The sequence below is a fragment of the uncultured Flavobacterium sp. genome (genome assembly GCF_963974175.1).
GTDB lineage: Bacteria > Bacteroidota > Bacteroidia > Flavobacteriales > Flavobacteriaceae > Flavobacterium.
This window is the reverse complement of record NZ_CAXBBR010000002.1, coordinates 186,446-200,822: the sequence shown is the minus strand read 5'-3', so window position 1 is coordinate 200,822 and position 14,377 is coordinate 186,446. Positions and strand designations below refer to the sequence as shown.

Annotated in this window: 14 protein-coding genes; 11 read left to right on the top strand and 3 right to left on the bottom strand. The window is 34.5% G+C overall.

The window, feature by feature from the left end:
- Positions 1 to 128: 128 nt before the first annotated feature.
- The 8 genes from AAC069_RS03800 (at position 129) to AAC069_RS03765 (ending at position 9,437) form a co-directional block, all read left to right on the top strand.
- Positions 129 to 1,133: a MoxR family ATPase gene (locus AAC069_RS03800; protein WP_091091272.1), complete on the top strand. Its 1,005-nt coding sequence runs from the start codon at positions 129 to 131 to the stop codon at positions 1,131 to 1,133.
- 82 nt (positions 1,134 to 1,215) lie between these two features.
- Positions 1,216 to 2,079 (top strand): DUF58 domain-containing protein, encoded by an 864-nt coding sequence (locus AAC069_RS03795; protein WP_339919174.1) that lies wholly within the window; start codon positions 1,216 to 1,218, stop codon positions 2,077 to 2,079.
- A gap of 95 nt (positions 2,080 to 2,174) precedes the next feature.
- Complete coding sequence (locus AAC069_RS03790) at positions 2,175 to 3,803, top strand: hypothetical protein (protein ID WP_339919173.1); 1,629 nt, start codon at positions 2,175 to 2,177, stop codon at positions 3,801 to 3,803.
- Positions 3,803 to 4,804: a VWA domain-containing protein gene (locus tag AAC069_RS03785; protein ID WP_339919172.1), complete on the top strand. Its 1,002-nt coding sequence runs from the start codon at positions 3,803 to 3,805 to the stop codon at positions 4,802 to 4,804. Before AAC069_RS03790 ends, AAC069_RS03785 begins: the two co-directional genes overlap by 1 nt.
- A 146-nt stretch (positions 4,805 to 4,950) precedes the next feature.
- Positions 4,951 to 5,985 carry a VWA domain-containing protein gene (locus AAC069_RS03780; RefSeq protein ID WP_339919171.1) on the top strand — a complete coding sequence of 345 codons (1,035 nt, stop codon included), beginning with the start codon at positions 4,951 to 4,953 and terminating at the stop codon, positions 5,983 to 5,985.
- A gap of 53 nt (positions 5,986 to 6,038) precedes the next feature.
- On the top strand, positions 6,039 to 6,818 hold the full coding sequence (locus AAC069_RS03775) for a tetratricopeptide repeat protein (RefSeq protein ID WP_339919170.1): 780 nt from the start codon (positions 6,039 to 6,041) through the stop codon (positions 6,816 to 6,818).
- An 87-nt stretch (positions 6,819 to 6,905) separates the two neighbouring features.
- The gene (locus AAC069_RS03770) at positions 6,906 to 8,654 is read left to right on the top strand and encodes a BatD family protein (RefSeq protein ID WP_339919169.1); all 1,749 of its coding nucleotides are present in this window, start codon (positions 6,906 to 6,908) and stop codon (positions 8,652 to 8,654) included.
- A gap of 39 nt (positions 8,655 to 8,693) precedes the next feature.
- Positions 8,694 to 9,437, top strand: coding sequence for a tetratricopeptide repeat protein (locus AAC069_RS03765; protein WP_339919168.1), 744 nt, complete (start codon positions 8,694 to 8,696; stop codon positions 9,435 to 9,437).
- 36 nt (positions 9,438 to 9,473) lie between these two features.
- On the opposite strand, the gene AAC069_RS03760 is transcribed toward AAC069_RS03765, so the two are convergent.
- Positions 9,474 to 9,989 carry a CvpA family protein gene (locus AAC069_RS03760; RefSeq protein WP_339919167.1) on the bottom strand — a complete coding sequence of 172 codons (516 nt, stop codon included), beginning with the start codon at positions 9,987 to 9,989 and terminating at the stop codon, positions 9,474 to 9,476.
- Between the two features lie 226 nt (positions 9,990 to 10,215).
- Here AAC069_RS03760 and AAC069_RS03755 point away from each other — a divergent pair, with 226 nt between their 5' ends.
- The 3 genes from AAC069_RS03755 to AAC069_RS03745 all read left to right on the top strand — a co-directional run bounded on the left by AAC069_RS03755 (position 10,216) and on the right by AAC069_RS03745 (position 12,268).
- Positions 10,216 to 10,572, top strand: a complete 357-nt coding sequence (locus tag AAC069_RS03755; protein ID WP_339919166.1) for a hypothetical protein — start codon at positions 10,216 to 10,218, stop codon at positions 10,570 to 10,572.
- A gap of 113 nt (positions 10,573 to 10,685) precedes the next feature.
- On the top strand, positions 10,686 to 11,705 hold the full coding sequence (pheS, locus tag AAC069_RS03750) for a phenylalanine--tRNA ligase subunit alpha (protein WP_339919165.1): 1,020 nt from the start codon (positions 10,686 to 10,688) through the stop codon (positions 11,703 to 11,705).
- Between the two features lie 155 nt (positions 11,706 to 11,860).
- Positions 11,861 to 12,268, top strand: coding sequence for a hypothetical protein (locus tag AAC069_RS03745; RefSeq protein WP_339919164.1), 408 nt, complete (start codon positions 11,861 to 11,863; stop codon positions 12,266 to 12,268).
- A 121-nt stretch (positions 12,269 to 12,389) separates the two neighbouring features.
- On the opposite strand, the gene AAC069_RS03740 is transcribed toward AAC069_RS03745, so the two are convergent.
- Both AAC069_RS03740 and AAC069_RS03735 read right to left on the bottom strand, forming a co-directional pair.
- Entirely contained in the window at positions 12,390 to 13,142 is a 753-nt protein-coding gene (locus tag AAC069_RS03740) for a DUF6503 family protein (protein WP_339919163.1), read from the bottom strand.
- Between the two features lie 49 nt (positions 13,143 to 13,191).
- Positions 13,192 to 14,187, bottom strand: coding sequence for an NAD(P)H-dependent glycerol-3-phosphate dehydrogenase (locus tag AAC069_RS03735; RefSeq protein ID WP_339919162.1), 996 nt, complete (start codon positions 14,185 to 14,187; stop codon positions 13,192 to 13,194).
- Positions 14,188 to 14,377: the final 190 nt, after the last annotated feature.

Sequence of the window (14,377 nt, the reverse complement as noted above, 5' to 3'; positions counted from 1 at the left end):
TAATTCGTCCTTAAAATTAGGGCTTTGTTCGAAGTTTTAACCATTTTTTAACATCTTACCTCTAAAAAATAATTCAATTTGCACTCTCAAATATAAGGCATTAAATTCAAGGTTTTAAATATAACGATATGGAAGAAAATACATCGACTTTAGACATTAGAGCAATCAATGAAAAAATAGAAAGAGAGAGCGCATTTATCGACCTCTTGACAATGGAAATGAATAAAGTGATTGTGGGTCAAAAGCACATGGTTGAAAGATTATTAATTGGACTTCTTGGACAAGGACATATTTTACTGGAAGGTGTTCCAGGATTAGCAAAAACGCTAGCTATTAATACGCTTTCCCAAGCGGTACACGGATCATTCAGTAGAATACAATTTACACCAGATTTATTGCCAGCAGATGTTGTAGGAACAATGATATACAATATTAAGCAAAATGAATTCTCCATAAAAAAAGGACCTATTTTTGCTAATTTCGTTTTGGCAGATGAGATTAACCGTGCGCCAGCTAAAGTGCAATCTGCATTATTAGAAGCGATGCAGGAAAAGCAAGTGACTATTGGTGATACTACTTTTAAATTAGACAGACCTTTCTTAGTTTTGGCAACTCAAAACCCAATTGAGCAAGAAGGAACGTACCAACTTCCGGAAGCACAAGTCGATCGTTTTATGTTGAAAACGGTTATTGACTATCCTAAAATGGATGAAGAGCGTATGGTTGTTCGTCAAAACTTAAAAGGAAGCTACGAGAAAGTAAACCAAGTTGTTTCTGTAGAACAAATTCTACGTGCACAAGAAGCGGTTCGTGAAGTCTATATGGATGAGAAAATTGAGAAATACATTCTTGATATTATTTTTGCCACTCGTTACCCAGAGAAATATAAACTAGCCGACTTGAAACCGTTAATCAGTTTTGGTGCTTCGCCACGTGGTAGTATCAATTTAGCTAATGCGGCCAAATGTTATGCTTTTATAAAACGACGTGGTTATGTAATCCCAGAAGATGTTCGTGCCGTTGTTCATGATGTATTGCGTCACAGAATTGGTATTACTTATGAAGCAGAAGCTGAAAATATTACCTCTGTTGATATTATCAATAAAATTATAAATGAAGTTGAAGTACCTTAAAGTTTGTTTAATGTTTAAAGTTTCAGGTTGTTAAATGACAAGTTTGAAACATTAAACTTTTAAACTTTAAACAAATTATAGAATGGATACAAAAGAGCTTTTAAAGAAAGTACGAAAAATAGAAATTAAAACCCGAAGATTGAGCGATCATATCTTTTCAGGGGAATACCACACCTCATTCAAGGGGCGCGGAATGACTTTTAGCGAAGTACGTCAATATCAATATGGAGATGATATTCGTAATATTGATTGGAATGTTACGGCGCGTTACAATGAAGCTCATGTAAAGGTCTTTGAAGAAGAGCGTGAGTTGACAATGATGTTGATGGTAGATATCTCAGGTTCGGAAAGTTTTGGTTCTAAGAACCAATTCAAAAAAGATATTGTTACGGAGATTGCTGCAACCATGGCTTTTTCGGCAACACAGAATAATGATAAAATAGGGTTGATTTTATTTTCAGACCAAATTGAATTATATATCCCGCCAAAGAAGGGTAGGTCGCACGTCTTGCGTATCATTCGTGAATTGATAGAGTTTGAACCAAAAAGCCGCAAAACGGATATAGCTCAAGCCTTAAAATTTTTATCCAGCACTCAGAAAAAGAAAGCGATTGTATTTGTTATCTCTGATTTCATGTCGGAAGATTATGAACATACGTTGAAAATCGCATCTAAAAAACATGACATCACAGGAATTAGGGTGTATGATATTCGGGAACAAAAAATGCCGAATATAGGAATGGTACCAATGATCGATGCTGAAACAGGAGAAACACAATTGGTTGACACTAGTTCGAAAACGGTTCGATTCAACTACGAGAAATATTATAATGACCAATTAGTTTATTTCAAGGAAACATTCAGTAAGTCAGGTGCTGGAGTCGTAAATACCAGAGTCGACGAAAGTTATGTAACCAAATTATTAGGCTATTTTAAATCGAGGTAATCATTAACGGTTTTGGAATTTTAATTCTAAGTGTAAAACATCATAAATCGTTAATCTGAAATCAAAAATTATTTGCCTCAAACTGAAAATAAAAAATGAATAAAGTTTACCTACTATTATTGCTTTTTTCCACTGCTTTTTTTGCTCAGCAAAAACGAGTGGTAACTAGTATAGATACAACTAAGAACAAAATTGGCGCTGAGTTTAAATTAACGGTAAAAACGTCAGTGGATACGTTGTCTAAAGTTGATTTTCCAAAACTTAAAAACATTGGAGCTCTCGAAGTAATTCGGTCTTATCCTATTGACACGATCAAAAATAATGATCGGTATGAATTAATAAAAAAATATGGGTTAACACAGTTTGATTCTGGAAAATATACGATTCCGAGTATAAAGATTCTGATCAACAGCAAGCCGTACAGGACGGATTCAATTTCGGTTGAAGTGGCCAATGTTCAGGTAGACACTTTAAAACAAAAGATGTACGACATTAAAGACATCGTTCCCGTAAAGAGTTCGATTGGCGATTGGTGGAAATACCTTTTGATACTAGCGCTAATTCTTGGGATAGGAGTATTAGTGTATTGGTTTGTTAAAAAACAACAAAAGAAAAAAATTGAAGAAGAGGTTTACAAAACACCAATAGAAAAAGCAACCAGCTTACTGAATACCTTAGAACAAAAGGAACTTTGGCAAAAAGGAGAAGTGAAAGCTTACTATAGTGAATTGACGGATATTGCTCGTAATTATATTGAAGAGGCGATAGATATTCCGGCGATGGAAAGCACTACTTCGGAGTTGATCCTGGGTCTTAGAGCAGCTTCTGTGAGAAAGAAAATGACGGTTTCGCCAGAGACGATAGAGAATTTGGAACGTGTTTTAAAACAAGCCGATTTAGTAAAATTTGCCAAATCTAAACCGGTAGAGTACGAAATTACAGCAGATCGAAATAAAATACAAAAAGCGATTCTTACGCTGGACAGCTCTATTCCTGTGGAAGTTGAAATTGAAGAGGATACTTTATTGAATGAGGCACAAAAACAAAAACAGATTCAAATTCAATTAAAGAAGAAGAGAAGCAGACGAATACTTATTGCAGTCGCTTCGGTTGTTTTCTTATTGCTAGCAACGACAACTTATTTCATTGTTACTAAAGGATTCGACTTTGTAAAAGATACTATTATTGGACACCCTACAAAAGAATTACTTGAAGCCGAATGGATAAGAAGTACCTACGGAAATCCCGGAGTTACTATCGAAACTCCAAAAGTGCTTAGAAGAATTGATTTAACAAAATCGCTCCCTAAAAACGGTCTGCAGCTAGTTAAAGAAATGCAATCTTTTGCCTACGGTAGTTTTGTTGATAATTTTTACCTGATGGTTTCTACCATTAAATACAAACAAGAAGCAGAAATTGATTTGAAAAAATCGATGGAGGTTACCTTACAGACATTGGAGTCTCAAGGTGCGCAAAATATGATTGTGAAACAAGAAGATTTTGACACTAAAGAAGGTGTAACGGGTTTAAAATCATACGGAACATTTTCAAGATTCAATGTCAATTCTAAAAGTAGCGAAAAGCTCTATTATGAAATAGTGCTATTCAGTCAAGAAGGCGGATTACAACAAATCATGATTTTCCATGAAGAAGGGGATTCGTATGCGAATGAAATATCAGACCGAGTTTTGAGCTCTGTCGAATTAATACAATTAAGTAAATAATGGGAAATATCACATTTTTAAATCCTGAGTTTTTCTGGTTGTTTCTTTTAATTCCAGTAGCTATAGTCTGGCTATTTGTGAAAAGGAACGATCAATCAGCGACCTTAAAAATAAGTTCAATTAAGGGATTTAAATCTTCTGAATCTTTATTAGCAAAGCTAAAACCTTATTTGAGCGTATTAAGGTTAGCGGCATTGAGTTCTTTGATTGTGGCTATGGCTAGACCTAGAACGGTTGACATAAGCAATAAAACTAAAACTACAAAAGGGATAGATATCGTTATGGCAGTCGATGTGTCAGGAAGTATGCTTGCCAAAGATTTGAAGCCTAACAGAATGGAAGCGTTGAAAAGAGTGGCAGCTGATTTTGCAGATGAAAGGCCTAATGACAGAATAGGGCTTGTAGTTTATGCTTCTGAAGCCTATACAAAAACTCCAGTTACCAGCGACAAAGCCGTTGTTCTTGAGGCCATCAAGAGTATAAAATACGATACGGTTTTACAGGATGGGACAGGAATAGGAATGGGACTGGCTACAGCGGTTAACCGTTTGAAAGACAGTAAAGCCAAAAGTAAAGTGATTATCCTGCTGACAGATGGTGTAAATAATTCAGGTTTTATTGAACCGGAAACAGCAGCAGATATAGCTAAACAATATGGTATAAAAGTATATACAATAGGTATTGGGACAAACGGAATGGCAGAATTTCCATACGCGGTGGGACCAAACGGTCAATTTTTATTCAAAATGATGAAAGTCGAAATTGATGAAAAATTGATGAAAAGTATCGCAAATAAAACGGAGGGACGTTACTTTAGAGCAACAAGTAATAGCAAGTTGGCTGAAATTTATGGCGAAATCAATAAACTGGAGACAACCGAAATTGAGGAATTAAAATTCTATGATTACGATGAGAAATACAGGCCTTTTGTTTGGCTTGCGGGTTTCTTATTATTAGCCGAGATCGGATTAAGGAATACAGTTTACAAAAGCTTTATATAGGATCCACTCCGAAGGAGAGGTTGACTGGATGTGAAAGCTGGAATTTAATTAAAGAGTAACTATTACTAATTTGCTTAGAGGATAAAAGTGAATGATTATCACTTTTTGGGAACTGCAAACTGAATACTGCAAACTGAATATTAAAAATGGAATTAGACGAAATAAAATATTTATACTTACTTTTTATACTGCCGTTAGTGGTGGTATTGTTCCTTTTCAATTTATATTGGAAAAGAAAAAAGAAAAAGGAATTTGGGGATCTGGAATTAATAAAAAAATTGAGTCCGGAATCTTCCGTTTTTAAACCTGTTTTTAAACTGGTTGTGATTATTTTGGCTTTGACGGGATTGATTTTTGGATTGGTAAATCCAAAAATTGGAACTAAAATGGAAACGGTAAAACGAGAAGGAATTGATATCGTTTTTGCGATGGATGTATCCAAAAGTATGCTTGCAGAAGATGTTGCTCCGAGTAGATTAGAAAAAAGTAAGCAGATTGTTTCGCAAATTATCAATCAATTAGGGAATGATAGAATAGGGATTGTGGCCTACGCAGGTAGCGCTTTTCCGGTATTGCCAATTACTACGGATTACAGTGTTGCAAAAATGTTTTTGCAAAGTATGAACACTGAAATGGTGTCTTCACAAGGAACTTCGCTAGATGAAGCGATAAAACTGTCTTCAACCTATTTTGACGATAAGAGCAAAACCTCTAAGTTGCTGATTCTAATTTCTGACGGAGAAGACCATTCTGAAGGTGCCCAAGCGGCGGCGGAAGAAGCGAATAAGCAGGGAATGAGAATCATTACTATAGGGATAGGAACCGAAAAAGGAGGAACGATTCCTTTGAAGAAAAATGGTATTGTAGAAAGTTATCAAAGAGACAACAATGATGAAGTTGTTGTGACAAAATTGAATCGTGCCAGTCTGGAAACGATCGCTAAAGCGACCAAAGGCGGCTATATCAATGGGAATAATACTAAAGAAGTGATAGCATACATTAAGAACACCTTAGATAAAATTCAAAAAACCGAATTTGAGTCCACGCAAATGGCCGATTTCCAATCACAGTTTCAATGGTTTCTAGGATTCGCTTTTGTGTTGCTGTTTTTAGATTTGTTTTTGTTGGAAAAGAAAACGAGCTGGGTGAAGAAATTGAATTTATTTAATGAAGAAAAATAAATGTCTGTTCTTTCAGGGATTCAACTTGTAAGGAATAGCATAATTTAATAAAAATGAAGAATCTTAAAAAATACATATTTATCTCTTTCTCAGTTCTCTTTTTAGGGTTGGGAGGCGTATTTGCACAAGAGAAAGATAAAAGTTTAGCTAAGGCAAATGAAGAATATGCAGACAGTAAATTTGTAGATGCAGAAGCTGATTATCGAATTTCAAATTCAAAATTCCCAAATAGGACTGTTGCACCTTATAATTTAGGAAACGCCATTTATAAGCAAAATCAAGTATCTGAAGCTAAGTTCGCTTACGCCAAAGCTATTAAAAGTACTAAATCAAGACCTCAGAAACACAAAGCTTTTCATAATATAGGGAATGTATTTATGAAAGAAAAAAATTATACCGAGGCTGTTGAGGCATATAAAAATGCGCTACGCAATGATCCTTCTGATGACGAAACAAGATACAATTATGCATTGGCAAAAAAAATGCTGAAAGAAAATCCGCCTAAGGACGATAAGAATAAAGACGATAAAGATAAAAAGGACAAAGACAAAAAGGATCAGGACAAGAAAGACAAAGACAAGAAAGAAGGAGATAAAGATAAGGATAAGAAAGATGACAAGGGAGATGACAAGGATAAGGATAAAAAAGATGGGAATAATAAAGATGATAAACCCAAAGATCAGGAGAAACCAAAACCGCAACCTGGTGGGATTTCTAAACAACGATTAGAAAATCTTTTGGATGCAGTGAATAATGAAGAAAAGAAAATTCAGGATAAAGTTAATGCCCAAAAAGTGCAAGGAAAACCAGTGAAAACAGAAAAAGACTGGTAATTAAATTTATCTGAAGGAAGAATAAATTACAACAATAAAACAGAGAATAAAATAAATCCGAAAGGAAAGATAAGGGTTGGATAAAAGATGAAAAGATATTTAATTTTAATACTGTTAAGTTTTCAAGCACTTATAGCTCAAGTACAATTTGAGACTAAAGTGAGTAAAACCACGCTCGGCCTAAACGAAAGACTGCGGGTTGATTTTGCTATGAACATCGATGGAGATAATTTTAATGAACCTTCTTTTGACGGATTCAGAGTTATTGCAGGGCCGAGTCAACAAGTGAGTCAGTCATGGATAAACGGAAGAAGTACTTTTGAAAAGGTATACTCATATTACCTTGTACCCAATCAAAAAGGAAACCTTACCATCAAGCAGGCTACTATTGAATACAATGGACAGGTTTATAAAACTACTCCAGTAAAAATAAATGTTACCGCTGCGGTTGAACAGCCTAGAGACCCTAACGATACCAGTATTTCTGCAGACAATAATTTGTATTTAATTGCTGATATTTCTAAGACAAATCCTTATGTAAATGAGCCTATAACGGTAGTTTATAAACTGTATTTCAGTAATAATATTGGGATAAGCAATTTTAGAGAGCTGAACAAACCAAAATACAATGATTTTTGGAGTCAAAATATTGAGATTAAACAATTAGTCGCCGAAGAAGGAATGTTCAAAGGGGAACGTTATCGTTATATTGTACTTAAAAAAGCAGTTTTATACCCACAAAAATCAGGTAAGCTAACTATAGAGCCATTGTCATTGGATATCGATGTGCAGTTACCTACGAACCGCAGGGACGTTTATGGCCGTGTTATTATAGCGGATGATAGTAAAAGAGTATCTGCAGGTGCTAAAACAATAAATGTAAAAGCACTTCCTGAAGCAGGGAAGCCAGTTGATTTTTCAGGCGCTGTAGGGAATTTTGATTTTAAAGTGACGCCAACAAAAACAAGTTTGAAAAATGGGGAAAGCCTTGACTTGATTGTAAGTGTTACTGGAAAAGGGAATATGAAGTTGTTTAATTTGCCAAAACCGGTTGTTCCAAATGCATTAGAAATGTATGATGCAGTTCACAGTGAAAACGTGAACACCACATTGGCGGGAACATCGGGAAAAATTTCTGACAGTTATGCGATTATACCGCAGTACAAAGGAAATTATCCGATAAAACCAATGCAGTTCTCTTATTTCGACCTTGGATCAGGAAAGTACAAAACCATAAGCTCTCCGGAGATTATGATTACTATTTTAGATGGGCCCACTGCGACTGACGCCACTGCTTCGAATTCAGAAAACGGTAAAAATAAAATTTCAGCTACAGAGCAGTTTAAGTTTATTAAATTAAAGACAAATCTGGTGGCGGTTGCTAAGGATGATTTCTTTGGTTCTCAATTGTTCTATGGATTATTATTTTTTCCTTTCTTGATGCTACCGATAATTGTATTGCTTAAGAAGAAAAAAGAAGCAATTGATGGAGATGTAGTAGGGAATAGGATAAGAAGAAATAATAAACTGGCAAAGAAATATTTATCAGAAGCTAAAAAGCAGATTAATAATAAAGAGCCGTTTTATGTTGCCCTTGAAAAGGCAATGCACAACTTTTTGAAAGCCAAATTACATATTGAAACTTCAGAGATGAGTAAAGATAATATCAAAGAACTTTTGTTGACAAGGAATGCAAACCCTGTTGCGGTGGATGATTTTATCGCGTTGACTGAGAATTGTGAAATTGCGCGATATGCACCTTCATCAAGTGCTACCATCCAAAAAGATTATGATAAAGCAGTGTCGATAATTTCTGATTTGGAAAAGCAGATATAAAAATTGACAACAAATAATTTGTAATTGACCATCCGAAAAATGAAGAATATTTTTTATATATTATTACTGACAACTCAAGTTTTCTTTGCTCAAAATGGCTTTGAAATGGGGAATGATTTATACAAAGCAGGAAAATACGAGCAAGCTATTGATGCTTATGGAAGTGTGCTGAAAACGAACCAGCATTCTTCAGAATTGTATTTTAACCTTGGGAACTGCTACTATAAATTGAATAAGGTAGCGCCGGCAATTTACAGCTACGAGAAAGCTTTAGTATTGAGTCCAAATGACCGTATGGTTGAAAATAACCTTAGGTTTGCTCAAAAACGAACCATTGATGAAGTAAAGGTGGTTCCAAAAGTGGGGTTTGCAAAATTGCTTCGTGATTTCACCGCAATTTACCATTACAATACCTGGGCTTGGATTGCTGTAGGATTAGCAATTTCATTTTTGCTTGCTTTCTTAGGGTATTATTTTTCCGAAACTACGGTAGTAAAAAGGGTTTCGTTTTTTGTCATGTTTGCACTTGTTGTTTTCATTTTCATAGTAGTTGCAGCTGCTGTTTTCGAAAAAAGCCATTACGATAATGAAAAGCCAGCGATTGTTTTTGCCGAAATTGCAGAGGTAAGAAGTGAACCACAAAAAGGAAGTCCCGTTATTTTTGTACTTCATGAAGGAACAAAAGTGTACGTAGAAGAAAAAGTAGACAGTTGGAAAAAAGTCCAGTTAACGGACGGTACCGAAGGTTGGATTGAAAATAGTGCTATCAAAGAAGTGAAGTAGTTTTCCTGTACTACTCAAATACTTTAAAGTCAAATACTACTCTGACTTCTTCGTTTCTCTAAAATCAGTATACCACTTTTCTAAGGAAGGGTAAATGTATTTTGAAACGTCTTGAATGGGATTGTAAAACAATGATTTATTGAGCGTCTCTTCTTTTGCAATCATGTTGTTTATATTGATTTTCTGAAAAAGATTAATTACAACGCTTAAAAGCAAAATGGTTTTTAGAATACTAAAAACACCTCCAGCCAGTTTATTGAATATACCTAAGAACGCAAAGTCCATAATGCCGGTCAGAACTTTTGCCAATACATGAACAACCAATACTACTCCAATAAAAGTGAGGCCAAAAGCGATTATTTCAATATATTTTGGTGACCAAGAAACGTGATTGGCAAGCATTGCTCTTATCATATAAGAGAATTTTATAGCCATGTAGATTCCTAAAATAAGTGAAATTAACGAAGCCAGTTCAATAAAAAGCCCATTTTTCATGCCTTTGAATAAAGCATATAGAAGTAATGCACCCAAAACAATATCTAAAAAACTCATAGTTAAAGAATAAAGAGAATTAAGCAAAGATAGAAGAATATAGAAAATAGAGGGAAGAACAGAGATAAAAGAACGCAAAAGATAAAAGTCATTAAAAGAATAAAGAAAATAGAGAATAGAAAATCCCGAAGTCAAAAACGTAGTTGCTATCTTTGTCAAAATCAAATTTTTCAAACTCAAAGAATGAAGTCTTTTCTCTTTATTCTTTATTTTATTTTCTAAAAAAATGTCAAGAGACAACCAACTTAAAGAACGCTGGGAACAGCTTGTAGATATACTTTCCAATCAATTTTCACAAGGAGAAGACCTAGATTTAGACGCCATCATTTATTTGATTGGGGTACAAGAACTCGGGAAAGTACACCGTGAATATAAAAAAGACGAAAAATTAAACCTAATGCATATCGCGATTTGCCGGTTATTAGAGCCTTATGGATTCTATGAATTCGAATTTTTCGATGATGAAGGTTGGCCGCATTATCGCGTTAAAGAGGAGCTGCCAACACTTAAAGCAGGAGAGCAATCAGTGTTAATGAAAGAAGCTATCGTGAGTTATTTTATCGAAAGACAGTTGATTGAGTAATCACTTTTTGATAAAAAAACATGAATTAATAAGCTGTAGGCTAAACTTTGAAATTTAAACTTTAAACCTGAAACAAATTTTTGTAAATTTGCACTCTCAATTATTGGATGAAAATGATAGACAAGATAAAAGAATATATTGGGGAAGCGCAAGCATTCTCAACACAAGATAAAGCAGAATTAGAGACATTTAGAATTAAATTTCTTGGAAGTAAAGGTCTTTTAAAAGAGCTTTTTGCCGAATTTAAGAATGTTCCTAATGACCAAAAAAAGGAATTTGGACAAGTAATCAATTTACTTAAAACTTCGGCAGAAGAAAAAGTAAAAAGCATTCAGGAAGCATTCGAAAACAAAGAAGAAACTAAAGGTTTTTATGGTGATTTAACACGTTCGTCTGAACCAATAACAATTGGTTCCCGTCATCCTATTTCATTAGTAAAAAACCAGATTATTGATATTTTTTCTAATATTGGTTTTAATGTTTCTGAAGGGCCGGAAATTGAAGATGACTGGCATAATTTCACTGCATTAAACCTTCCGGAATACCATCCGGCACGTGACATGCAAGATACTTTTTTCATTCAGACTGATCCAGATATTTTGTTGCGTACGCATACTTCATCTGTACAAGTGCGTTACATGGAGGAAAACAAACCACCTATTAGAACGATTTCTCCGGGAAGAGTTTTTCGTAACGAGGCAGTTTCATCGCGTTCTCACTGTATATTTCACCAAGTAGAGGGCTTGTACATTGATAAAGATGTTTCTTTTGCCGACTTGAAACAAACCTTATTGCATTTCACCCAAGAGATGTTTGGAAAATCAAAAATACGCTTGCGTCCGTCTTATTTTCCGTTCACGGAACCTAGTGCCGAAATTGATATTTATTGGGGTTTAAAAACCGAAACTGATTATAGAATTACCAAAGGAACCGGTTGGTTAGAAATTGGTGGTTGTGGTATGGTAGATCCTAATGTCCTTAAAAATTGTGGTATCGACCCAGAAGAATACACTGGTTTCGCTTTCGGAATGGGAATTGAAAGAATCGCTATGTTGAACTACCAAATTGGTGATATTCGTATGTTTTATGAAAATGACATTCGTTTCTTAGAGCAATTTAAAGCTACTATTTAAAATTAAAAGAAGAATTTGGAGCTATTTCCAGCTATTCGTTACAGTCTTTTCTTGTTTTAAAGAAAAACAAGAAAAGGATTTTCACTTCTATCTGGGCTAGGAATACTGAATTATACAATATAAGTGCTTCGAGATATCGAGGCAAAAAATTAGCAATGAAAAAAGACATTATAATCCCTGAAGTAGAGAACGTTTTCGTGGCCGCAGTCCAAGAATGGAGTGACGACTTTATGGAAAAGGTTTGGTACGCTTACTTAGTAAACGACAGTGATTTTCTTATTGAAAGTGTTATGGTTGTTTCTAAAGCATTTGGAACTATCGATGGTGAAATGAAAAAAACATCATTGTTGCGCCATGCTTTTGTGGAAGTGCCTCCGGTTTCGGTGGTGAAAATCGAAATGTTAGAAAAAAGTGTTTTAGTGCTCAACAATGAGTTCATGGTGACCTTTTTCATTGGAAATAAATTATTCGATAAGAAATTTATCTTTAAAGCTAATTCTATTACTGAAAAGGATGTTGAAGAAGTTCCTCTTTTATTTGTAGATGGTGTTATCGTTAGATAACTGTTTCTTAAATAACAATAAAAAAAAGCAGCTATGCCCTAATTTAAAGGAGATAGCTGCTTTTTATTTTTAAAATTAGCTGGGGGGAAAGTTGTACTGGTGAAAATAGCAGCTGACTTTCTTATAATTTACTAATCTTTGTAAGGGTATCTGTAGCTAAATAGCTTCCGTCTTTGTTGACGTACCAAGCTCTAACTTTAGGTATTTTGATTCCATAAAAAGTTTCTTCGTCACTCAGAAGGATATATTCACCGTCTTTTTTAGTTTCATCATGGTAAAACTGATATACTTTTAAAGCATAAGTTGTAGGATCAAAATAGAAGAACCAGGAATCTTTACCTACGCCTTCTTCATATTTTACTTTTAAAACAAGATACTCTTTTCCTAAGAACTCTCTTCTCTCAACTACTGAATCAATAATGGCTCCGGGGTCTTTAAGCTTCATAGGTAAACCATATAAGTAAGTATAGTAGTTTTGCATGAATTTAGTTCGCGCTTCGGTAAGGTTAAAAGTTTTTATTTCCTCTTCAGTAAAGTTACTTTTACCATCCAGACTCAATAAAAATTTACTATTAGTGACACTGTATTCAACAGTTTTGTCGTTCTTAATAGTACTAAGTTTAAAATGCTGATTTGGAAAATCAATAGTTATTTCACTTAAGCGTTCAGTACCTGTTGGCATGGTCATAGCTACAGTTAGTTTTCCTGCAAAACGATCCCAGTTGCCCTGCGGGTCGTGATAATGAATCGCTCGTTCCAATAGTTGTTTTGCGCTAATTTCTTGAGCAGAAGTCTTGCAGAATACTAAAAGGCATAATGAAAGTATAGTGCTGCTAACAAAAGATATACTTGCTTTAGGAAAACTTCTTGTCATATTCTTATAGTGCTAAATGGAGTTGGGTTAGAAGAGTAAGAAATCGGTTTTAATCCAGTTGGTCCGTCAATTTCTTGAAAACGGCTCTAGCATCTTTTCCTTCATATAAAATCTCATAAACGGCATCGATAATAGGCGTTTTAGCGCCATAACCTTGATTTAGTTTATAAGCACTTTTAGTAGCGTAATATCCTTCAGAAACCATGCTCATTTCCATCATGGCGCTTTTTACGGTGTATCCTTTTCCGATCATATTTCCAAACATCCTATTTCTTGAAAAAACAGAATATCCAGTCACCAATAAATCACCCAAATAAGCTGAGTCATTAATGTTACGCTTCATTTTATGGACCTTCTTGATGAATTTTTTCATCTCCCGTATTCCATTACTCATTAATACCGATTGGAAATTATCACCATAACCTAAGCCATGGGCAATTCCTGCTGCTATGGCATAAATATTTTTAAGCATCGCGGCATATTCAGTTCCAATGATATCATCAGTAATCTTCGTTTTAATGTAATTTCCAGATAGATGTTCGGCTACTACTTTAGCTTTTTCGGCATCACCACAAGCAATTGTTAGATAAGATAGGCGCTCTAAAGCTACTTCTTCAGCATGACAAGGACCTGTAATTACACCAATGTTATGATAAGGGATATCATATTTAAAGTGAAAATGTTCTCCTACTATCATACTCGTTTCAGGAACAATTCCTTTGATTGCAGAGAATATCACTTTGTTTTCTAAGGAAACAGCCAAGTTTTCCAATTCGCCATTTAAAAAAGCGGATGGTATAGCGAAGATAATGTAGTCGGCATAAGCCACAGCTTCGTTAATATCGCTTGTTAACTTTAATTTTTTTGTATCAAATTCAACGGAACTTAAATAATTCGGATTGTGTTTGTATGTTTTGATATGTTCAATCGCTTGTTCATTTCGCATATACCAAGAAACCTCATTAAGATTGACACATAACATTTTTGTTATCGCTGTTGCCCAGCTTCCACCACCAATAACTGCAAATTTTATTTTCCCGCTCATCTGTTTATTAAATTTAACCAAAAGTACTTAAAAATGGATTAATTAAACAAAAAATAAGTATTGATACTAAAGTTTTGTTAAGTAAAAAAAGCAAAAATTATAAAAAAATTAAATATTTTATAATTTAATACAATATAGCTATTTTTTTAACGTTGTAACTTACTATTAATTAAGTTATTTATGAATTTGG

What these genes read in the sequence shown, in the direction of transcription:
- AAC069_RS03800 (WP_091091272.1), top strand. Translation starts at nt 129, where the DNA reads ATGGAAGAAAATACATCGACTTTAGACATTAGAGCAATCAATGAAAAA.
- AAC069_RS03795 (WP_339919174.1), top strand. Translation starts at nt 1,216, where the DNA reads ATGGATACAAAAGAGCTTTTAAAGAAAGTACGAAAAATAGAAATTAAA.
- AAC069_RS03790 (WP_339919173.1), top strand. Translation starts at nt 2,175, where the DNA reads ATGAATAAAGTTTACCTACTATTATTGCTTTTTTCCACTGCTTTTTTT.
- AAC069_RS03785 (WP_339919172.1), top strand. Translation starts at nt 3,803, where the DNA reads ATGGGAAATATCACATTTTTAAATCCTGAGTTTTTCTGGTTGTTTCTT.
- AAC069_RS03780 (WP_339919171.1), top strand. Translation starts at nt 4,951, where the DNA reads ATGGAATTAGACGAAATAAAATATTTATACTTACTTTTTATACTGCCG.
- AAC069_RS03775 (WP_339919170.1), top strand. Translation starts at nt 6,039, where the DNA reads ATGAAGAATCTTAAAAAATACATATTTATCTCTTTCTCAGTTCTCTTT.
- AAC069_RS03770 (WP_339919169.1), top strand. Translation starts at nt 6,906, where the DNA reads ATGAAAAGATATTTAATTTTAATACTGTTAAGTTTTCAAGCACTTATA.
- AAC069_RS03765 (WP_339919168.1), top strand. Translation starts at nt 8,694, where the DNA reads ATGAAGAATATTTTTTATATATTATTACTGACAACTCAAGTTTTCTTT.
- AAC069_RS03760 (WP_339919167.1), bottom strand. Translation starts at nt 9,989, where the DNA reads ATGAGTTTTTTAGATATTGTTTTGGGTGCATTACTTCTATATGCTTTA.
- AAC069_RS03755 (WP_339919166.1), top strand. Translation starts at nt 10,216, where the DNA reads ATGTCAAGAGACAACCAACTTAAAGAACGCTGGGAACAGCTTGTAGAT.
- pheS (WP_339919165.1), top strand. Translation starts at nt 10,686, where the DNA reads ATGATAGACAAGATAAAAGAATATATTGGGGAAGCGCAAGCATTCTCA.
- AAC069_RS03745 (WP_339919164.1), top strand. Translation starts at nt 11,861, where the DNA reads ATGAAAAAAGACATTATAATCCCTGAAGTAGAGAACGTTTTCGTGGCC.
- AAC069_RS03740 (WP_339919163.1), bottom strand. Translation starts at nt 13,142, where the DNA reads ATGACAAGAAGTTTTCCTAAAGCAAGTATATCTTTTGTTAGCAGCACT.
- AAC069_RS03735 (WP_339919162.1), bottom strand. Translation starts at nt 14,187, where the DNA reads ATGAGCGGGAAAATAAAATTTGCAGTTATTGGTGGTGGAAGCTGGGCA.